The organism is Telluria sp. B2, from assembly GCF_051789535.1.
Lineage (GTDB): Bacteria > Pseudomonadota > Gammaproteobacteria > Burkholderiales > Burkholderiaceae_D > Telluria.
Genome location: NZ_CP196525.1, coordinates 2,905,793 through 2,925,889, shown reverse-complemented (window position 1 = coordinate 2,925,889; position 20,097 = coordinate 2,905,793). Strand labels below are relative to the sequence as shown.

The 20,097-nt window shown below is 68.0% G+C and carries 19 protein-coding genes; 12 read left to right on the top strand and 7 right to left on the bottom strand.

Going from position 1 to position 20,097, the window contains the following annotated elements:
• The 5 genes from lpdA to ACSUZJ_RS13025 all read left to right on the top strand — a co-directional run bounded on the left by lpdA (position 1) and on the right by ACSUZJ_RS13025 (position 5,908).
• The gene (gene lpdA / locus ACSUZJ_RS13045; RefSeq protein ID WP_499408762.1) at positions 1–1,398 is read left to right on the top strand and encodes a dihydrolipoyl dehydrogenase; all 1,398 of its coding nucleotides are present in this window, start codon (positions 1–3) and stop codon (positions 1,396–1,398) included.
• 394 nt (positions 1,399–1,792) lie between these two features.
• Complete coding sequence (locus tag ACSUZJ_RS13040; protein ID WP_499408760.1) at positions 1,793–2,287, top strand: porin family protein; 495 nt, start codon at positions 1,793–1,795, stop codon at positions 2,285–2,287.
• A 603-nt stretch (positions 2,288–2,890) separates the two neighbouring features.
• Positions 2,891–3,460, top strand: a complete 570-nt coding sequence (gene kefF, locus ACSUZJ_RS13035; protein ID WP_499408758.1) for a glutathione-regulated potassium-efflux system oxidoreductase KefF — start codon at positions 2,891–2,893, stop codon at positions 3,458–3,460.
• Positions 3,450–5,225 (top strand): glutathione-regulated potassium-efflux system protein KefC, encoded by a 1,776-nt coding sequence (gene kefC, locus ACSUZJ_RS13030; RefSeq protein ID WP_499408756.1) that lies wholly within the window; start codon positions 3,450–3,452, stop codon positions 5,223–5,225. The genes kefF and kefC overlap by 11 nt, the downstream gene beginning before the upstream one ends.
• Positions 5,226–5,533: 308 nt before the next feature.
• Positions 5,534–5,908, top strand: coding sequence for a GNAT family N-acetyltransferase (locus tag ACSUZJ_RS13025; RefSeq protein ID WP_499408754.1), 375 nt, complete (start codon positions 5,534–5,536; stop codon positions 5,906–5,908).
• 11 nt (positions 5,909–5,919) lie between these two features.
• On the opposite strand, the gene ACSUZJ_RS13020 is transcribed toward ACSUZJ_RS13025, so the two are convergent.
• Positions 5,920–6,339 (bottom strand): hypothetical protein, encoded by a 420-nt coding sequence (locus tag ACSUZJ_RS13020; protein ID WP_499408752.1) that lies wholly within the window; start codon positions 6,337–6,339, stop codon positions 5,920–5,922.
• Between the two features lie 231 nt (positions 6,340–6,570).
• Between ACSUZJ_RS13020 and ACSUZJ_RS13015 the strand changes: the two genes are divergently transcribed.
• Positions 6,571–9,405, top strand: a complete 2,835-nt coding sequence (locus ACSUZJ_RS13015; protein WP_499408750.1) for a PAS domain-containing protein — start codon at positions 6,571–6,573, stop codon at positions 9,403–9,405.
• Between the two features lie 17 nt (positions 9,406–9,422).
• On the opposite strand, the gene ACSUZJ_RS13010 is transcribed toward ACSUZJ_RS13015, so the two are convergent.
• Positions 9,423–9,818 (bottom strand): response regulator, encoded by a 396-nt coding sequence (locus ACSUZJ_RS13010; RefSeq protein ID WP_499408748.1) that lies wholly within the window; start codon positions 9,816–9,818, stop codon positions 9,423–9,425.
• Positions 9,819–9,997: 179 nt separating this feature from the next.
• Here ACSUZJ_RS13010 and ACSUZJ_RS13005 point away from each other — a divergent pair, with 179 nt between their 5' ends.
• Entirely contained in the window at positions 9,998–10,495 is a 498-nt protein-coding gene (locus tag ACSUZJ_RS13005) for a hypothetical protein (protein ID WP_499408746.1), read from the top strand.
• A 9-nt stretch (positions 10,496–10,504) separates the two neighbouring features.
• Here ACSUZJ_RS13005 and ACSUZJ_RS13000 read toward each other — a convergent pair whose 3' ends face one another.
• Positions 10,505–11,161 carry a TetR/AcrR family transcriptional regulator gene (locus ACSUZJ_RS13000; protein WP_499408744.1) on the bottom strand — a complete coding sequence of 219 codons (657 nt, stop codon included), beginning with the start codon at positions 11,159–11,161 and terminating at the stop codon, positions 10,505–10,507.
• Between the two features lie 105 nt (positions 11,162–11,266).
• Here ACSUZJ_RS13000 and ACSUZJ_RS12995 point away from each other — a divergent pair, with 105 nt between their 5' ends.
• Genes ACSUZJ_RS12995 through ACSUZJ_RS12985 form a run of 3 tightly spaced genes read left to right on the top strand, consistent with a single transcriptional unit; the run spans position 11,267 to position 14,531 of the window.
• Positions 11,267–12,757: a flavin-containing monooxygenase gene (locus tag ACSUZJ_RS12995; RefSeq protein ID WP_499408742.1), complete on the top strand. Its 1,491-nt coding sequence runs from the start codon at positions 11,267–11,269 to the stop codon at positions 12,755–12,757.
• Entirely contained in the window at positions 12,754–13,563 is an 810-nt protein-coding gene (locus ACSUZJ_RS12990) for an SDR family NAD(P)-dependent oxidoreductase (protein ID WP_499408740.1), read from the top strand. The genes ACSUZJ_RS12995 and ACSUZJ_RS12990 overlap by 4 nt, the downstream gene beginning before the upstream one ends.
• On the top strand, positions 13,560–14,531 hold the full coding sequence (locus ACSUZJ_RS12985) for an alpha/beta fold hydrolase (protein WP_499408738.1): 972 nt from the start codon (positions 13,560–13,562) through the stop codon (positions 14,529–14,531). The genes ACSUZJ_RS12990 and ACSUZJ_RS12985 overlap by 4 nt, the downstream gene beginning before the upstream one ends.
• Before the next feature lie 34 nt (positions 14,532–14,565).
• On the opposite strand, the gene ACSUZJ_RS12980 is transcribed toward ACSUZJ_RS12985, so the two are convergent.
• Positions 14,566–15,429, bottom strand: a complete 864-nt coding sequence (locus ACSUZJ_RS12980; RefSeq protein ID WP_499408736.1) for a class I SAM-dependent methyltransferase — start codon at positions 15,427–15,429, stop codon at positions 14,566–14,568.
• A gap of 79 nt (positions 15,430–15,508) precedes the next feature.
• Here ACSUZJ_RS12980 and ACSUZJ_RS12975 point away from each other — a divergent pair, with 79 nt between their 5' ends.
• Together ACSUZJ_RS12975 and ACSUZJ_RS12970 are read left to right on the top strand one after the other, a co-directional pair.
• Positions 15,509–15,937 carry a helix-turn-helix domain-containing protein gene (locus tag ACSUZJ_RS12975; RefSeq protein ID WP_499408734.1) on the top strand — a complete coding sequence of 143 codons (429 nt, stop codon included), beginning with the start codon at positions 15,509–15,511 and terminating at the stop codon, positions 15,935–15,937.
• 79 nt (positions 15,938–16,016) lie between these two features.
• Positions 16,017–17,135, top strand: a complete 1,119-nt coding sequence (locus ACSUZJ_RS12970; protein WP_499408732.1) for a metallophosphoesterase — start codon at positions 16,017–16,019, stop codon at positions 17,133–17,135.
• Positions 17,136–17,139: 4 nt separating this feature from the next.
• Here the strand turns inward: ACSUZJ_RS12970 and ACSUZJ_RS12965 are convergent, their stop codons facing one another.
• From ACSUZJ_RS12965 to ACSUZJ_RS12955, 3 genes are all read right to left on the bottom strand, one after another.
• Complete coding sequence (locus ACSUZJ_RS12965; RefSeq protein ID WP_499408730.1) at positions 17,140–17,892, bottom strand: aspartate/glutamate racemase family protein; 753 nt, start codon at positions 17,890–17,892, stop codon at positions 17,140–17,142.
• A gap of 112 nt (positions 17,893–18,004) precedes the next feature.
• Positions 18,005–18,424, bottom strand: a complete 420-nt coding sequence (locus ACSUZJ_RS12960; RefSeq protein WP_499408728.1) for a hypothetical protein — start codon at positions 18,422–18,424, stop codon at positions 18,005–18,007.
• A 99-nt stretch (positions 18,425–18,523) separates the two neighbouring features.
• The gene (locus ACSUZJ_RS12955; protein ID WP_499408726.1) at positions 18,524–19,939 is read right to left on the bottom strand and encodes a chloride channel protein; all 1,416 of its coding nucleotides are present in this window, start codon (positions 19,937–19,939) and stop codon (positions 18,524–18,526) included.
• Positions 19,940–20,097: the final 158 nt, after the last annotated feature.

Genomic DNA, 20,097 nt, shown 5'->3' with positions numbered 1-20,097 from the left:
ATGAATCAAATCAGTACCACCCTGCTCGTCATCGGCGGCGGTCCCGGCGGCTATGTCGCCGCGATCCGCGCCGGCCAGCTCGGCATCAAGACCATCCTGGTCGAAGCTGCACAACCCGGCGGCACCTGCCTGAACATCGGCTGCATCCCCTCGAAGGCCCTGATCCACGCGGCCGAGGAATTCGAGAAGGCCAGGCACTATGCCGACGGCTCGGCCCTCGGCATCATGGCCAGCAACCCGGCGATCGACCTGCAGCGCACCGTTGCCTGGAAGGACGGCATCGTCAAACGCTTGACCGGCGGCGTCGGCGCCCTGCTCAAGAAGAACGACGTGCAGGTGATCAATGGCTTTGCCCGCATCCTCGACGGCAAGACGGTCGAGGTGAAGCAGACCGATGGAGAACTGCTGCGCGTGCGCTGCGAGCACCTGCTGCTGGCCAGCGGCTCGGAACCCGTCGAGCTGCCCTTCATGCCTTTCGGCGGCATGGTGGTCTCCTCGACCGAGGCGCTCTCGCCCGAGAACGTGCCGAAGCGGCTGGTCGTGGTCGGCGCCGGCTACATCGGCCTGGAACTGGGCATGGCCTACCGCAAGCTGGGCGCCGAGGTCACGGTGGTGGAAGCAGCGGATCGCATCCTGCCCGCTTACGACGCCGAACTGACCAAGCCGGTCGCGGCCTCGCTAAAGCGCCTGGGCGTCGAGCTGCGCCTGGGCGCGAGCGTGCTGGGCCTGAACGCGGCCGGCGATGGCGTACGCGTGAAGACGGCGAACGGCGAGGAAGGCGTGCTGCCGGCCGACCGCGTGCTGGTCGCCGTGGGCCGCCGCCCGCGCAGCGCCGGCTTCGGGCTGGAGAGCCTGCAGCTCGACATGAACGGCCGCGCGGTGAAGATCGACGACCAGTGCCGCACCTCGATGCGCAAGGTCTGGGCCATCGGCGACCTGACCGGCGAACCGATGCTGGCCCACCGCGCCATGGCCCAGGGCGAAATGGTGGCCGAGATCATTTCGGGCAAGCGCCGCCATTTCACGCCGAATGCGATCGCCGCCGTCTGCTATACCGATCCAGAGGTGGTCGTGGTCGGCCTGTCGCCGGATGAGGCCGCGAAGGCCGGCATCGATGCCATCGGCGCCAGCTTCCCCTTCGCCGCCAATGGCCGGGCGATGACGATCGAATCGACGGACGGTTTTGTCCGCGTCGTGGCGCGCCGCGACAACCACCTGATCCTCGGCTGGCAGGCGGTCGGACGCGGCGTCGCGGAACTGTCCACCGCTTTCGGCCAGTCCATCGAACTGGGCGCCACGCTGGAAGACATCGCCGGCACCATCCACGCCCATCCGACGCTGGGCGAAGCGGTCCAGGAAGCGGCGCTGCGCGCACTCGGCCACGCGCTGCATATCTGAGGCGTTCTGCACGCCGGTTGCAAAGGCAGGAAAGTGGGGAGAGCAATCTCCGCTTTCCTGCCCCTATTCTTCACTTCTCCTTTTTCCAGCCTTTAAACGAATTAAATACGGCCGATTATCCGGAAATGATGCGGGACTTGCGCATTCTCCGTATTCCTTCCTTCCTGCGCATTCCATGCCTCCCGTCGAAGCGCCTCTTTCTGCAATTGTCGATCAGGCAAATATGTCATCGGATTGTATTTATTTGCCTCGCCCGCGATAAACATTTTCGGGCGCTTTGGAGCACGCGTTTTCGTGCTGCTCTGCAGAAATAGAATGTTCGTGCGATAATTCGGCCCCGGCCGAAACATGGCGTTTCGGCCCTTTTGTATCACCGTAAGAAAAGGCATCAAATATGTTCAAGAAAATCGCAATCGCAGCCGCCCTGGCTGCCGCATCGTCGGTCGCTTTCGCTGCCGCACCGACCCCGTTCTACGCCGGTGTCGACGCTTCCTCGACCAAGGTGTCGGGCTTTGACGACAAGGGCGGCTACGGCGCCTTCGTCGGCTACAACATCAACCAGAACGTCGCCGTCGAAGCCGGCTACCACCGCCTGGTCGACAGCGACTTCGGCACCGGCGCCGACTACACCCTGGACCAGATGGACGTTTCGCTGGTCGGCACCGTTCCCCTGAGCGGCGGTTTCAGCATGTTCGGCCGTATCGGCTACAACCGTATCGACGGCGAAGAGAAGTTCAACGGCGTCAAGACCAAGGAACACAGCAACAACGCCTTGTACGGCATCGGCATGGGCTACGCCTTCACCCCGGTCATCAACGCCCGCCTGGAAGTGCAAAAGCCTGACACCGACGTCACCAAGATCGTCGCCGGCGTCGCTTACTCGTTCTAAGCCACACGCGCACTCCGGCCAGCACTGGCCGGATCGATCCGGAACCGGACTGCCCGCGCAGTCCGGTTTTTTTTCATCCTTCGTTTCGCAGGATATAAAACCCGGCGCAAATCAATCGAAATATTATCTTTCTTTTCACATCATTAATCCGCCGATAATATATATGTCGAAAATGAAATAATTTCCTGCCTAGATATATCGATGTGAAATCGGATAATCGTTTCCGCTAAGGCCGATTTGGCTGAATAATATTGATCGGAAGCCGCTCTTTCGCGCGCGCAAATAGCGCGGCCGCAGGATTATTTCTCATCGTTTTGTGCCAGGCGATTGCACAGCAGGCGACAGGCGGTGCTGCCTTGCCGCATCCATGACCGGCCCATCTTGGCGCGCCTGACAAAACCTTCAGGGCAAGGGATACGGCCACCCGACGCGGCGACGAAGACAGTACGCCTGTACGGTGAGGAGCTGCAATGCAGCCATGGAGGTCTTGGTAGGCGCTCTCGGCCGGGACGCCGCGCGAGACCTCGGGCGCGATCGCGGGCGCAGCGCCACGCGGTCCCCGCCCTGCCTGTACAATTGTGCAACACCACAGCCTCGTCAAGCATGACCAATCCACGCATCCTGGTGCTGTACGCCCATCCCGCACCGCACCGCTCGCGCATCAACCGCCGCCTCGCCGAGGCCGCCCGCTCGCTCGAGGGCGTGCTCCTGCACGACCTCTACGAAACCTACCCCGACTTCTTCATCGACGTGCCGCGCGAACAGGCGCTGCTGGAACAGGCCGAGCTGGTCGTCTTCCTGCACCCGATCCGCTGGTACAGCATGCCTTCGCTGCTCAAGGAATGGCTCGACGCGGTGCTCCAGCCCGGCTGGGCCTACGGTCCCGGCGCCACGGCCCTGAAGGGCAAGGGCTACCTGCTCGCCGCCACCACCGGCAGCCCGCTGGCCGCCTACGCGCCGGGCGAACGCCACGGCCGTCCTTTCGAGGACTTCCTGCCGCCTTTCGAGCAGACCGCCGCCCTGTGCGGCATGCGCTGGCTGGCGCCGCACATCCTGCATGGGGCCAACGGCGCTTCCGAGGAAGCCGTCGCCGCCCACGTCGCCGCCTTCCGCGCCCGCCTCGCGGACTTCCTGAATACGCCGGGACCAGGAGCACACACCCATGGAACATAGCCTGCTGACCAACGCACTGATCTACCTGGCCGCCGCGGTCCTCGCCGTGCCCCTGGCCAAGCGCCTGGGCCTGGGCGCCGTACTCGGCTACCTGCTGGCCGGGATGGCGATCGGCCCCTGGGGCTTCGGGCTGATCCGCGAAGTCGAGGACATCCTGCATTTCTCCGAATTCGGCGTGGTGCTGCTGCTGTTCCTGATCGGCCTGGAACTCGAACCCGACCGCCTGTGGTCGCTGCGGCGCCAGATCTTCGGTTGGGGCACGGCCCAGGTGCTGCTGGTGGCCGCCGCCCTGTTCGGCGCCGCCCTGCTGGCCGGGATCGAGTGGCGCGTGGCCCTGATCGCCGCGCTCGGCCTGTCGCTCTCGTCCACCGCGATCGCGCTCGCCACCCTGGGCGAACGCAACCTGATGGCCCCCCCCGCCGGCCAGGCCGGCTTCGCCCTGCTGCTGTTCCAGGACATCGCCGCGATCCCGATGATCGCGCTGGTCCCGGTGCTGGGCGTGGCCGCCGCGGACCATGCCGGCGGAGGCGGCTGGCTCCAGGCGGCCCGGGTCGGCGGCGTGATCCTCGGGCTGGTGGTCGGCGGCCGCTACCTGGTGCGCCCGGCCCTGCGCATCATCGCCAAGTCGGGCATGCGCGAGATCTTCACCGCCTTTGCCCTTCTGCTGGTGATCGCCATTTCCCTGCTGATGCAATGGGTCGGCATGTCGATGGCGCTGGGCGCCTTCATGGCCGGCGTGCTGCTGGCCGATTCGGAATACCGGCATGCGCTGGAAACCGACCTCGAGCCCTTCAAGGGCCTGCTGCTCGGCCTGTTCTTCATCGCGGTCGGCATGTCGGTCGACTTCGGCGTCTTCCTCTCGCAACCCTGGCTGATCCTCGGCCTGGTGCTGGCTTTTCTCGCGATCAAGCTGGCGGTGCTGTTCGCCCTGTCCTTCCGTTTCGGGATCGCGCGCGGCCAGCGCTGGCTGTTCGCCTTCGTGGTGTTCGGCGCGGCGGCCACCGCGCGCGTGTTCGCGCCCGAGACCGGGTCCATCCTGGTGGCGGTCGTCGCCCTGTCGATGGTCTCCACGCCGCTGCTGCTGCTCCTGCACGACAAGGTGCTCGAGCCGCGCTACCGCGGCCAGAACCGCCGGGAACCCGACGCCATCGACGCCAACGAGGGCCATGTGATCATTGCCGGCTTCGGCCGCTTCGGCCAGATCGTCGGCCGCCTCCTGATCGCCAACCGGGTCAGGCTGACCGTGCTCGACCACGATCCCGACCAGATCGAGCTGCTGCGCCGCTTCGGCCTGAAGGTGTTCTACGGCGACGCCACCCGGATCGACCTGCTGCATGCCGCCGGCGCGGCCAAGGCGCGCGCCCTGGTGCTGGCGATCGACGACATCGACGACAGCCTGGCGCTGGCCGACGCGGTGCGCGCGGACTTCCCCGACCTGCCGATCCTGGCGCGGGCGCGCAACGTCACCCATTACTACCAGTTGATGGACCGCGGCATCACCGTGATCGAGCGCGAGACCTTCGAATCGGCCCTGCAGCTCGGGCGGCGCGTGCTGTGCCAGCTCGGCTACGGCGCCTACCGCGCGCGCGAGGCCACCCTCAAGTTCCGCGAGCACAACAAGGCCAGCGTCGACGCGGTCTACCCCTACTACAAGGACCGCGAACAGTATGTCTCGATGGCCAAGCGCGCCCGCGACGAACTCAACGAGATGTTCGCGCGCGACCTGAAGAACTACGACAGCGAGACCGACAAGGGCTGGGACTGAGCGTTTGCCCCGCGCGGGCAGATAGAGATGTTGTCGCACTGCAAACACGGGATGATGATGAGCAGGTCCATCGATTCAACAAGGGAACCCGATGTCACCACTGTCCCGCAGCACCTCGCCAGGCTTTTTCTGTTCGGCTGAATGCGCCGACGGTTTGCACACCACGAGAATCCGAGCCTGCGCCGCTCGCAAAACGGGATCCTGCTGCCCATCGGCTGTTTTACCCTAGCCCTGCAGGAAACTGGCGCGAATCGCAGCTTGTAGCCGACAAGACGGCTTATCCGGCACCGTTACATGGAGTCTGGCTCATGAATAGCGACTTCATCACTTCTGTTCCATACCTTCACACGGAACGGCTCGTGCTTCGTGAATATCGACGGGAGGACTTTGACGTATTCGCAGCGCATCTGGCCGACCCGGTAAGCTCGGCCCACCTGGTCCCGGCCGACCGCCCTGCCGCATGGCGAATCTTCTGTTCACAGGCGGGACTATGGCTCATACATGGGGCCGGATGGTGGGCTGTCGAGGAAAAGGAGACCGGCCGACTGGTCGGGAATGTCGGCGCCTTCTTTCGCGAGGAATCCACGGTGATGGAGCTTGGCTGGAATACCTATCGTGCCTTCTGGGGCCATGGACCGTTGAACGTTCTCGTGCGCGGCAACAACCGGATGCGGGCCGTCTGACCTGGTCCTCCTCACTCGGCCAGTTGCAAAGCATTCGCTTCGCACCAGCGCCGTAGAGTGCTTTGAGTGGTTTCGTCGTGAAAACGTTCCCAGGCTTCGGCCGCGCCGCGCTCCTGCAGCAGGCGAGCGAAGCCTTCAGTATTGCGGTTCTGGAACAGATCGCGGACAGTATGCTGGTCTTCGGCCAAGTGGATGGCGGCGAAGCGAAGGACGAGCCCGTCTCCGATGCCGAGCGTGCCCGCGGCCGGCACGGGAACGTAGCCGTCGTAGCCGCCGGACGCCGATGGCGTGGGCGCCTCCTCGTCCATGTACTCATCATTCAAGAGGTGGATCATGCCTGTTTCGCGTGATACCAGGGCCGTGATCGTACCGTCACCATCCTCGACCATCATGGCCGCCCGTTCGAGTTCATCCATATTGACTGTTGACATGACCGGTCCTGTGCGAGTAGTCGGAGCCAGGAAGTATGAAGCGACTGTGCGTAACGGGCACGCACGGTTGGCAGCGAGTGCAAGAGCCACGCAAGACAGCTCTGCAAGCGCTGAACGAATGGCTGCGCCCCGCCGATCGGGTACCCTGGATGTCCGCCGCCACCGCCCGTCCGCCTGCCGGCATGGCCGCCAGCATCTGTGTACAATGCAAATTTTTTAGCAAGGGCAGCCGTGGAAAGCAGCACCAAGCAGCACGCGTTCCTGGACCAGGGTGGCGCGATGGGCGAGCGCATCCGCCGACGCGACTGGTCCGGCCATCCGCTTGGGCCAGTATCGAGCTGGGCCCCGGCACTGCGCACCGGGCTTGGCATCGTGCTCGGCTCGGCCTTTCCGACTTTTCTCGCCTGGGGCGAGGAACAGACCCTGTTTTTCAACGACGCCTACGTGCCGATGCTCGGCCAGAAGGCCGACGCCGCCCTGGGCGCGCCTTACGCCACGGTCTGGCCCGAGTCCTGGCCCGCCCTCGCCCCGTATGTGCGCCGCGTGCTGGAAGGAGAGTCGTTCTTCTTCGAGGACTACGCCGTCACCCTCGAGCGCCACGGCTACCCTGAACTGGCCTGGTTCACCTTCTCCTTCAGCCCGCTGCGCGACGAGCTGGGCGCGGTCCGCGGCCTGATCTGCACCGTGGTCGAGATGAGCGACAAGATGGCGGCCCTGGCGCGCCACAAGGAAGCCGAGGAGCGGCTTGCGCTCTCGCTCGAAGCTTCCGGCAACATCGGCACCTGGAGCTATGACCTCGCGACCGGCGCCACCCATGTCGACGAGCGCTTCGCGCGCCTGTTCCAGGTCGACGCGGCGCTGGCGCGCGACGGCACCGAGCTGGCGCGCTTCACCGACATGATCCACCCGGACGACCGGCCACGGGTGCTGGCGGCGATCGAGCACGCGATCCGCACCGAAACCCTGTACGACATCGAGTACCGGATCCCCCAGCGCTCCGGCCATGACGCCTGGGTCAACGCACGCGGCAAGGTGTTCGCCGATCCGGCCGGCGGCGGACGGCGCTTCGCCGGCATCGCGGTCGACATCAGCCAGCGCAAGGCCCAGGCCGAAGCGCTGCGCGTGAGCGAGCAGCTGGCCTCGGCGGCCTCGCTGCGCGCCGAGAACGACAGGCGCCGCCTCGACGCGCTGCTGGAAGCGGCGCCGGTCGGCATTTTCTACATCGACCGCGAAGGCCGCCTGCTGATCGGGAACGCCGCCAACGATGCGATCTGGGGCGAGTATCCCCAGCCCGGCTCGGTCGACGAATACGCCGTATGGAAGGGCTGGCATACCGAAGGGCCGCACGCCGGCCAGCCCCTTGCTTCGCACGAGTGGCCGGTGGCGCGCGTGCTGGCCGGGCGCGAAAGCGACGCCGGGGTGTTCGAGATCGAGCCCTTCGGCAGCCCGGGGACACGGCGCACGGTGCTGGTGCGCGCCGCCGCCATGCGCAACGCACGCGGCGAACTGACCGGCGCCGTCGCCGCACACATGGACATCAGCGCCCAGGTGGCGGCCGAGAAGGCGCTCAGGGACAGCGAGCGGCGCTTCCGGGCGATCGCCAACGTGATCCCGCAGATGGTGTGGTCGAGTAACGTGGACAGCGGCGCTTTCTTCTTCAACGAGCGCTGGAGCGAGTTCACCGGCATCCCGGCCGCACGCCTGCAGGACAACGGCTGGCACGCGGCCATGCATCCCGAGGACCTCGAACCCCTGCTCGCGCAGTGGGAACGCAGCCGCGCCGCCGGCATACCCTTCGAATTCGAGCACCGCCTGCTCCACCATACGGGCCAGTACCGCTGGGTGCTCAGCCGCGCGCTGCCTTTCGCCGCAGAGGACGGCAGGGTGAGCGACTGGATGGGCACCCTGACCGACATCCATGCCCAGAAGACGGGCGAAGCCGAACTGCGCGCGGCTGCACGGCGCAAGGACGAATTCCTGGCGATGCTGGCGCACGAACTGCGCAATCCCCTGGCGCCGATCAGCAATGCCGCGCAATTGCTGGCCATGCCAGGCCTGGACGAGCGCCGCCTGCGCTATTCGAGCGAGATCATCGGGCGCCAGGTGCGCCACATGACCGAGCTCGTCGACGACCTGCTCGACGTCTCGCGCGTCACGCGCGGCCTGGTCCAGCTCGACCGCACCCTGGTCGACATCGGGGCGGCGGTGGCCGGCGCGGTCGAACAGGCGCGCCCGCTGATCGAGGCGCGCGGCCATGCCTTCGAACTGCAGGTGGAGGGCGGCGGCTGGGTCGACGGCGACCGCACCCGCCTGGTCCAGGTCTTCGCCAACCTCCTGAACAACGCCGCCAAGTACACGCCCCAGGGCGGACGCATCGCGCTGTCGGTGCAGCGCGGACAAGGCAGCGTGACGGTCGCCGTGCGCGACACCGGCATCGGCATCGGGCCCGACGTGCTGCCCCATGTGTTCGACCTGTTCACCCAGGCCGAGCGCACGCCGGACCGTTCCCAGGGCGGCCTGGGCCTGGGCCTGGCCCTGGTCAAGAGCCTGGTCCAGCTGCACGGCGGCAGCGTCGAGGCGCGCAGCGCAGGACTCGGCCAGGGCAGCACCTTCAGCGTCACGCTCAGGCTGGCCGACAACAAGCTGGACAGGCCCGCCACGGCGGCGCCGGCAGCCGCGCCCGCGGCGCATGCCGGACGGGCGCGCATCCTGGTCGTCGACGACAACCTCGACGCCGCCCAGTCGCTTACCGAGGTGCTGCGCGCCTTCGGCCACGTGGTGGCCACCGCCGCATCCTCGCGCGAGGCCCTGGAGATGGTCCAGGCCGACTGGCCCCAGGTCTTCATCCTCGACATCGGCCTGCCCGACATCGACGGCTACGAACTGGTGCGGCGCCTGCGCGCGCTGCAGGGCGACCGCGCGGCGCTCTACCTGGCGCTGACCGGCTATGGCCAGGCGCATGACCGGGTGCTCTCGCGCAGCGCCGGTTTCGACCACCACTTCGTCAAGCCGGTCGACATGCGCGCGCTGGTCGCCGTCATCGACGGTATCGGCGCGGCGCCCTGAACGGCGCCTGGGCTGCTTTAGGTGCGCAGCAGCTTGAGGATGGTCTCGATCCGGTAGGGTTTGGTGGCGAACAGGTAGTGGCGCTCGCGCTCGGCCAGCAGCGCCGGCAACGTGTAGCCGGAGGCCAGCACGACCTTGATTTTCGGGTACATCTCGGTGACCGCATCGGCCAGCTGCAGGCCCGTCATCCCCGGCATCACGACATCCGAGAAGACCGCATCGATCTCGTTGTCGCTGGCAAGCATGCGCAGGGCCTCCTGGGCCGAGTAGGCGACCACGACAGCGAGACCGTGCGCGCCGAGCAGGGCCTGGGCCATGTCCGCCAGGTCCTGCTCGTCGTCGACGACCAGCACTTTACGCAGCCGCGGCAACAGCGCCGGCGATGCCGCCGCCTCCGCGTCGACGGCGGGCACACCACGGCCGGCCGCCGGCGGCCCGTCCCCACTATTACACCTATGCATATTCCACGTACCGAGCATGTCCGATCCTTCGATGACCTTTGGTTATTTTATCTTTTTTCCATGCCTTGCAGCCAGGAGTGCAAGCGCGTGCGGCTGCCATCGGATGCCGGGGCGCGTCCAGGCGCGCTAGAATGGACCTCGTCGGAGCCCCCCATCTGCTGGCGCAACGGATCGCCGAGGAGGTCGCCACGGCCCGGCGCCTGCCCGGGAACGATGCGCCGCGTGCGGGCCAGCGGGTCGAGAACCTGGTCGCCCTGGAGGGAAACGGAATGCAAGCCGGTGTAATGAATCTTGGACAGGTATCGAAATACACCTGTCCGGAATGCCATGGGGTACTCGTGCAGATCGAGGAAGGGCGAATGGTGCGGTTTCGCTGCCATACCGGCCACGCGTATTCGCCCACCTCGCTGCTTGTCGAGGTCAACGAAGCGATCGACAACGGCATCTGGGACCTGGTGCGGGCAGTCGAGGAGCGCATCCTGCTGTTGCAGCAGATGGCGGACATGGCGGCCGCTGCCGGCAAGGGCAGCGAGGCCAGGCGCCTGCGCAGCAAGGCGGAGCTGGCCGAGGAAAAATGCCGGCCGCTGCGCGCGCTGGTGCTGGACGCCGACTTCTTCGCCGAGGACTAGGAGTGCACCCTAAGTGGCAGCCGCCGCAGGGGCCTGGCGCGCCTTGCGCGCGCCCGCCGGCGCGGCCAGCACCATCCCCAGGCGCAGCGCGGTCTCGATGACGCTCTCGAGCGGGGGCTGGTAGCCCTGGTCAATCCAGCGCAGGGCGATATGCATGACCCCGCCCACGATCCCCGCCTGCAGCAGTTCGTCGGCCACCGCGTCCGGCCCGGCGACGTGGCGCGCCACCTCGGCGCCGATCACGCGCAGCGCCGCATCGAAGGCCTTGTCCACCGCGCGGCTGACGCCGCGGATCTCGACCAGGAACACGCGCGCCGACAGCGGGTCGCGCTGCAGCGCGCCGAAGTAGGCACTCAGCATGGCGCGCGCCCGAGCCGGGCGCGAACGGCCGGCCGCCTGGGCGGCTGCCGCGATCTCGCCGAACACCGAATACGTCACGGCGTTGAACGAGGCAACCAGCAGGTCCTCGCTGTTTTCGAAGGATTCGTAGAAATAGCGCTCGGTCAGGCCGGCCGCTTCGCAGACGGCCTTCACCGTCGCCTGGCGATAGCCGCGTTCGCCGTACACGGCGATCGCCGCTTCGATCAGCCGGGTACGCCGCTGTGCGCGGCGCGCATCGAGCGACACGCCACGATAGGCGCGCGCCGGAGTGGATTCTGGGGTCATGCCGCTATTCTGACACAGCGGCTATCCGTCCCGGCAACTTCTGGCTTGTCATCCCAATGTTGACAATGTAGAGTGTCACTTTATTAGAATGATAATCGAGACACCATGCATACCCATCCCGAGACGGACGGCGCGCCGGACCTGCTGGACGTGCTGATCGTCGGCGCCGGCCTGTCCGGCATCGGCGCCGCGGCCATGCTGCAAGCGCGCTGCCCCGGCAAGCGCTACGCCATCCTGGAAGCGCGCGACGCCATCGGCGGCACCTGGGACCTGTTCCGCTACCCCGGCATCCGTTCCGACTCCGACATGTACACCCTGGGCTATGCCTTCAAGCCCTGGCTGGCCGCGAAGGCGATCGCCGACGGCCCCTCGATCCGCGACTACATCCGCGAGACCGCGGACCAGCATGACATCGAGCGCCACATCCGCTTCGGCCACAAGGTGGTGCGCGCCGAGTGGTCGAGCGCGCAGGCCTGCTGGACCGTGCATGTCGAACACCGGGCCAGCGGCGAGCTGCGCATCCTGCGCGCCCGCTTCCTCCACATGTGCAGCGGCTACTACAGCTACGACCATGCCTACCGGCCGGCCTTCGACGGCGAGGACATCTATCGCGGCCGCATCGTCCAGCCCCAGTTCTGGCCCCAGGACCTGGACTACAAGGGCAAGCGCGTGGTCGTGATCGGCAGCGGCGCCACCGCCGTGACCCTGGTGCCGGCGATGGCGAAGGAGGCGGCCCACGTCACCATGCTGCAGCGCTCGCCCACCTATGTCGTCTCGCGTCCGTCCGAATACCGTTTCGCGCGGCGCCTGCAGAAGCTGCTGCCGCCGAAGGCGGCCTACTGGGCCACGCGCTGGCGCGTGATCCTCGAATCGATGCTGCTGTACCGCATCGCGCGCGCCAGACCGGAGCTGGTCAAGCAGAAGATCGTGCAGATGGCGGCCCACCAGCTCGGGCCTTCCTTCGACGTCGCCACCCACTTCACGCCCAGCTACAAGCCCTGGGACCAGCGCGTCTGCGTCGTGCCCGACGGCGACATGTTCCGGGCGATGCGCAAGGGCCGGGCCGACGTGGTGACGAGCCACATCGAACGCTTCACCGAGCGCGGCATCCTGCTCGCGTCCGGCCAGGAACTGGAAGCCGACGTGGTCGTCATGGCCACCGGCCTGTCCCTGTCCATCCTCGGCGGCGCCGCCATCGTGGTCGACGGCCAGCCCTTCGATCCGAGCCAGGCGATGTCGTACAAGGGCATGATGCTGTCCGGTATGCCAAACAGCGTCATGACCTTCGGCTATACCAACGCGTCCTGGACCCTGAAGGCCGACCTCACCGCGGCCTGGGTCTGCCGCCTGCTGCGCCACATGGACCGCCATGGCCAGGCGATCGCGGTGGTGCAGCCGGAAGCGGGCGTGCAGCCCGAACCCTTCCTCAGCTTCACCTCGGGCTATGTGCAGCGCGCCGCCGCCATGCTGCCGAAGCAGGGCTCGCGCCGCCCGTGGCAGGTCTACCAGAACTACCTGCAGGACATGATGACGATCCGCTTCGGCCGCATCGCCGACGGCGTCATCCGTTTCGGATCGAAAGGAGCCATGCCTTGAACGTATCGAACCGGGTCGCCGTGATCACCGGCGCCGGCAGCGGCATCGGCCGCGCCACCGCCACCGCGCTCGCGCGCCGCCACTGCCACCTGGCGCTGGCCGACATCAACGCCGAGGGCCTGAAGGAGACCGCCTGGATGGTGGGCGCCCAGGGCGTGCGCGTCACCACCCATGTGCTGGACGTCGCCGACCGCGAGGCGGTGCGCGCCCTGCCCGAGGAAGTGCAGGCCGCCCACGCGCGCATCGACATCCTGGTGAACAATGCCGGGGTGGCGCTCGGCGGCACCTTCGAGCAGGTGTCCGAGGACGATTTCGAGTGGCTCATGGAGATCAACTTCCATGGCGTGGTGCGCATGACGCGCGCCTTCCTGCCATACCTGCGGCGCAGCGACGACGCGCGCGTGGTGAACGTATCGAGCATCTACGGCATCGTCTCGCCGCCGGGCCAGGCCGCCTACTCGGCCAGCAAGTTCGCGGTGCGCGGCTTCTCGAACGCGCTGCGCCACGAGCTCGAAGGCAGCACCGTGGGCGTGAGCGTGGTCCACCCCGGCGGCGTGGCGACCTCGATCGCGCGCAGCGCCCGCGTGCCGCTTGACGCGCCGAAGGACGAGATCGAGCGCGGCCGCAGGATCGCGGAAAAACTCCTGCGCCTGCCGCCGGAAACCGCCGGCGAGATCATCGCGCGCGGCATCGAGCGGCGCGAAGCCCGCATCCTGGTCGGCAGCGACGCCAAGGCCGTCTCCCTCCTCGAACGCATTTCGCCGGTCAATTACTGGCGTCTCCTGAAGAAAGCGACTTCCCGATGAACGCATTGCTCTTCCTCCTTGCCCTGGTCGCGCTGGTGCTGCTTGGCCTGGCCTGGTTCACCCACCGCACCGCGCGCCGCATCGAACAGTACTTGCCCGCGAAGGGCCAGTTCGTGGAGGTGCCGGGCGGGCGCCTCCACGTGCGGGTACACGACAGCGCCGGCGCGGGGGCGCCGGCGGTGCTGCTGGTGCACGGCCTGGGCGGCCAGATGAGCCACTTCGACTATGGGCTGGTCGAGCGCCTGGCGCGCAACTACCGCGTGGCCGTGGTCGACCGTCCGGGCTCGGGCCACTCGCTGCGCGAGGAACTGCATGGCGCCGACGTATCGAGCCAGGCCGAGGCGCTGGCGGTGCTGGTCGACAAACTGGGGCTGCAGCGCCCGACCGTGGTCGGCCACTCGCTCGGCGGCGCCATTGCGCTCACGCTGGCGCTGGAGCATCCGGGCGCGGTCGGCGCCCTGGCCCTGGTGGCGCCGCTCACCCACGCGCCGGACACCGTGCCCGAGGCCTTCAGGGCGCTGACCATCGAGACGCGCTGGGTAAGGAAGCTGTTCGCCTGGACCCTGGCCACGCCCGCTTCGATCGCCGGCAGCAAGAAGGTCCTGGCGCACGTGTTCGCGCCGGAACCGGTGCCCGCCGACTTCGCGGTCAAGGGCGGCGGCCTGCTCAGCCTGCGCCCGAAGCAGTTCCTGGCCGCGTCCAGCGACCTGCAGGCGATCCCGCTGCGCATGCCCGCGGTCCAGGAGCGCTACGCCGAGCTGAAGCTCCCGGTCGGCGTGCTCTACGGCCGCCAGGACGCCATCCTGGACTGGAAGAAGAATGGCCAGGCCCTGGTCGACAAGGTCGCGGGTGCGCAGCTGGAACTGGTCGAGGGCGGCCACATGCTGCCGGTGACCCAGCCGGAGGTGACCGCCGCCTTCGTCGAGCGCATGGCCGGCCTTGGGACGGCCCGGGCGGCGGCCGGCTGAGCCGACGCTGCCTTCCAGCGCGCGCAGGAGCAGCCTATGCCGCTCCTGCGCGCCCGGTCACCAGCCAGCAGGCCGCGATGAACGACACCATGCCCTCGTGGACAAAGGGATCGAAGGCGGGACGCACCTGCGCGATCACCCGCTCGCGCAGCGCATTGTCCGCGCCTTCCAGGGCGCGTCCGACCAGTCCCATACGGCTGAGGTAGCCAGTCAGCTCGCTTTCGGGAAAACCGCAGCGCACATCGACCGCTGCGCATGCCAGGCCTTCCCAGCCGGCCTGCTCGAGTATGTTGCGCACCCGCGCTTCGCGCGCGAAACCGAACTGGCCCGCCTCGTCCGGCACGCGCTCGGGCAGGTCGGGCAGCAAGGGCCTGGCCGCGCGCTCGGCCGCCGTCATGAAGGGGTTCTCCTCGGGCCCGCGCCAGGCGACGAAGCGCAGCGCCCCGCCTGTCCGCGTGGCCCGGCGCAGGTTGGCGAAAGCCGCCACCGGGTCGTCGAAGAACATCACCCCGAAACGCGACACGACCAGGTCGACGCCCCCCGGCGCGAAGGCATGCCGCTGCGCGTCCGCGCACACGAAGTCCACCGCCGCAGTGTCCTTCGCTTCCTTCGTTTCCTCGGCAGCGCGCCGGCGGGCCGCGTCGACCATCGGCGCCGAGATATCGATCCCGGTGCAGTGCGCACCAGGCCCCAGCCGCCGCGCCAGCGCCAGCGTGGTCGCGCCGGTGCCACAGCCGACATCGAGCACCCGCAGCGCCCGTCCCGGCGCGACCGCCTCCACCAGCAGGTCCTCGACCGGCCGGAACATCCGGTCGATCAGGTCCTGTTCCTCTACCCAGGCATTCCCGGCGCCGCCGTTCCACAGCCCACCCTGCCCGCGCTCGTTCCTGCTTTCCATGTCCAGCCTCCGTTTGCGCCGGTTGATCGATGGATGCCATCGTGCCACCTCAAGTGCACTTGAAGTCAAGGGGATAACGATGGACATCGGGGAAGTGGCAAAGCGCTCCGGCCTGCCGGCGTCGACACTGCGCTATTACGAGGAAAAGGGCCTGATCGCCTCGAACGGCAGGCACGGCCTGCGCCGGGTATTCGATGCGGGCGTGATCGAACGCCTGGCGCTGATTGCCCTCGGGCGGGCCTCGGGCTTCTCGCTGGCCGAGATCGCGCAGATGTTCGGCCCCGACGGCAGCCTCGCCATCGACCGCCGGATGCTGGAAGCGAAGGCCGATGACCTGGACCGGACCATCCGCAAGCTCGGCGCCCTGCGCGACGGCCTGCGCCACGCCGCCGTCTGCTCCGCGCAGAGCCACCTCGAATGCCCGCGCTTTCGCAAGATCCTGGCCGCAGCGGCCGGCCCGAGGCCGCGAAAACGGGCGCCCCCGGCAGGACCCGCGCGCATCGGTTAAGATCGCCCGATTCCCGGCGCCCGGTTTCGCGCGCCGCCATTCATCCGACAAGGCCGGCCGGCGCCGGCGAAGCGTGCGCATGTTTTCGATCATCCTGAACGTCATCGGTTCCCTCTTCCATTTCTACGTCGCCCACCGTCTTCACCGCGTCCCCTTCGTGCGGGAACGGGTGCCGGCGCGCGCCTGGTGGATCGGCGCAGTGGTCCTCTGGCTGGTGTACCTCTGGGGCGTGCAGCTCGGCGACGAAGCCATCGACTGGCGCTGGTATCCCGGCCAGTTCGCGATGACCTGGCTCGGCGTGCTGTTCCTGATGACCCTGTGCCTGCTGGCGGCCGACCTGCTGACCGGCTTTGGTTTCTGGTGGCGCAGGCAGGCGCCGCGCATTCTCGCCGCCGGCGCGGCGGCCGGCGTGCTGGTGAGCGCCTTCGCCATCTTCCAGGCCGTGCGCGCACCGGCGGTGAGCGAATACGAGGTGGCGCTGAAGAACCTGCCGGCGAACCTGGACGGCATGGTGCTGGTGGCCGTCACCGACCTGCACCTGGGCGCCCAGCGCCGCTCCGGCTGGATGGCCGAGCGCGTCGCCCAGATCAACGCCCTGAAGCCGGACGCGGTGCTGATGGTGGGCGACCAGGTCGAGGACAATCCGCTCGGCGAGCCGGAGCTGGCGGCCGTGCTGCGCGCCCTGGAAGCGCCGCGCGGCGTGTGGGCGGTGACCGGCAACCACGAGTTCTATGGCGACGCCGACACCACCATCGCCGAATTCGCGGCTGGAGGCGTTCGCTGGCTGCGCAACGAGAAGGTGGAACTGGCGCCGGGCCTGGCGCTGGCGGGGATCGACGACATTGGCCGCAGCATGCGCGGCGGCCGCGAATACCTGGGCGGGCTGGACACGGTCGTCCCTGAAAAAAGCGAAACGGCCACCATCCTGCTGTGCCATATCCCCGCCACCCCGGTCGTCGAGGAGGCCGCCGCGCGCGGCGTCGGCCTGATGCTGTCCGGGCACACCCACGGCGGCCAGATCTGGCCCTTCAACTTCCTGGTCCAGCGGCGCTTCCCGCGCTACATGGGCGAGTACCAGGTCGGCCCGATGTCGCTGGTAGTCAGCCGCGGCGCCGGCGGCTGGGGGCCGCGCATGCGCCTGTGGCGGTCGGGCGAGATCGTGAAGCTGACGCTGCGCGCGGCGCGCCCGGTCGCCTGAGCGTCTAGTCCTGCGCCTGCGCGCCCTCCTTCGCCCCGATCGCCCGCTCCAGCGCCGCACGCGCCAGCAGGCGGGTCGAATCGAGGATCGGCAGGCGCGAGTTGTCCTTGTTGATCACGAGCGGGATCTCGGTGCAGCCGAGCACCACGGCGTCGCAGCCTTCGGCCGCCAGGGTCTGGATCACGCTCTGGAAACGCGGTACGGTCTCCGCGTTCACCACCCCGCAGACCAGTTCGTCCATGATGAGGCGATTGATGTCCTCGCGCTGTTCGGGCGTCGGGCGCACGCTCTCGATGCCGAGGGCTTCCAGCCTGGCCGGATAGACCTCGCTCTCGACCAGCCAGCGCGTGCCCAGCAGGCCGAGTTTGCGATAACCGCGCGCCAGCGCCTGCTCGCCGACCGCGTCGACGATGTGCAGCCAGGGCAAGGGCGAGCGCTGCTCGATGAAGGGCAGCGCCTGGTGGATGGTGTTGTCGGGGCAGATCAGGAAATCGGCGCCGCCGCGGGCCAGCTTCCCGGCCGAGGACAGCATCAGCTCTCCTACGCCTTCCCAGTCGCCGCGCTCGATGCAGGAGACATAATCGGCGAAGGACGGGGTGTGCATGCTGACTTCGGGGTGCGCGTGCGGGCCGAGCCGCTTCGCGCCTTCGATACAGGTGGTGCGGTAGCACAGCGCGGCGCCTTCGGCCGAACAGGCGACGATGCCGATGTGCTGCACGCTGTGTTGCGCGCTGTCTTCCGCGATGTGTTCGCTCATGTGGCGGGTCTCCTCGTACATGTGGGAAACGCGCAGGCGGGCAGGCGCCTGCGCCCTGCCGCCAGTGTAACGACCAGCCTGCCGCCCGCGCGTCCCGGGGCCTGGGGCCGGATCAGCGGTTCTGCTGGTCTTCGCGTGCGGAATTGTCCCGGTCGCGGTCGGTCTCGGTGCTGCGCATGCCGCCCGAGCCCTGCTGGTTCAGCTGGCCTTCCTGCGGCTGGCCGCCGGACTGGCGGTTGCCGGCGCCGCTGCCGGTGCGGTTGCCGATGCCTTCCATGCCCGTCTGCAGTTCACCCTTGCCGTCGGGATTCTGGAAGCCCTCGGCGCCGCCGCCCTGGTCGGAATCGGTGGCCAGCAGGTCGTCGGTACGCGCATCCTGCTGGCTGCCCGCGCCGGACTGGCCCGACATGCTGCCGATGTCGCCGGTGCCGCCGGTGCCCATGCTGCCGGCGCTGCTGGTGCCGTCCTTGGTGATCTGGTCCCAGGAACGGCCCTGTACATCCTTCTTGTCGGTGGAAGTAGACATCATCATCTCCGGTCTCGTTGCTGTTCCGAAGATGATAAGCGCCCGGCAAACCCTTGCAATAGGCACACGGGCGTCCTTGCTGTAGGACTCGCCGCACGACCGCACTCAAGCGCGCGGCTGCGCCTCGGCAGGCGGCTGGGCCTCGGCGGGACGGGGAATGCGTTCGAGCTGCAGCCGCGCCAGCGTCGGATACAGGGGCGGACTGATCAGGCGGGCGATAAAGCTGGCCACCAGGGCGCAGCTCATCAGGCTGAGCACCATGGCATGGCCGTTCACCATTTCCATGACGATAATGAAGGCGGTCAGCGGCGCCTGGGTGGCGGCCGCCAGGAAGCCGACCATGCCCAGCGCGATCAGGGCCGGCACCTGGGTATGGAAGACCACGAGCGCGACGTCGTTGCCGAGGGCGGCGCCGATCGCCAGCGAAGGGGCAAAGATGCCGGCCGGGACGCCCGACCAGGTGCTCAGCCAGGTCGCCAGGAACTTGAAAGGCGCATAGGCCACATGCATCACGCCCGTGCCCTCGACCATGGCGCGGGTCGAGGCGTAGCCGGAACCGAAGGTCGCGCCATCGGTCACCAGGCCGATCAGCGCCACGAGCAGACCGCACAGCGCCGCGAACACGACCGGGCGGCGCCCGCGCAGCCGGCTCATCGGGTCGTGCCCCAGCCCGCGCAGCGAGGTGATCAGGAGACGCGAGAACAGGCCGCCGGCGACGCCGGCCAGCACGGTCAGCGCCAGCCCCGGCAACAGCAGGGCCAGGTCCAGGTGGGCGACCCGGATCACGCCGAAATAGGTGGCGTTGCCGTACACCGAGACCGCGACCAGGCCGCCGAGCACGATTGCCGTGATGATCAGGCCGCTGTTGCGCTGCTCGGGGGCGCGCGCCAGTTCCTCGATGGCGAACATGACGCCGGCCAGCGGCGTGTTGAAGGCGGCGGCGATGCCGGCCGCGCCCCCGGCCACCAGCAGGCCGTGCACGTGGATACTGCGGTGTTGCGGAATCAGGCGGCGCGCCTGCAGCATGACGCCGGCCGCGATCTGCACCGACGGGCCTTCGCGCCCCAGTGACAGGCCGCCCAGCAGGCCGCCGGCGGTCAGCAGGATCTTGGCCAGGCTCAGGCGCAGCGACACGAACAGCCCGCGCGAACCGCTGTCGACCCCGGAATCGAGGGCGGCCATGACCTGGGGAATGCCGGAACCGGCGGCGCCAGGGGCGAAGCGGCGGGTGCACCAGACGATGGCAGCGGCCACCAGCGGCGTCCACAGCAAGGGACTCCACCACCAGGTCGAACGCAGGTAATCGAACAGGTCCGCGGCCTGCTCCGCCAGCGCCGTGAAGCCGACGATGACGAGGCCGGACAGCACCGCCAGGCCGACCACCACGGCCCTGCCCCACCATAGCTGCCAGTCGGAGAATTCCGAGCGCATCGCATGGCGCCAGTCATGCCCGCGCCCGCCCTTGCGTGCAGCGTGCTCGCCGCTTTCCGGCGGCGCGCCGCCCGGATCCGTCTTTGTCATCTGACCGCTTTTGTCTGGAGAAAAGAAAAAGGGAGCCCTTGGGCGCTCATGCCGTTCAGTTAAGCCGTAGTCGTAGAGTTTGTGAAAAAACACCAGGGCAAGGCGCGTCGTCGAAGACAGTACGCTCGTACGGCAAGACGATGCAACGCCGCCATGGT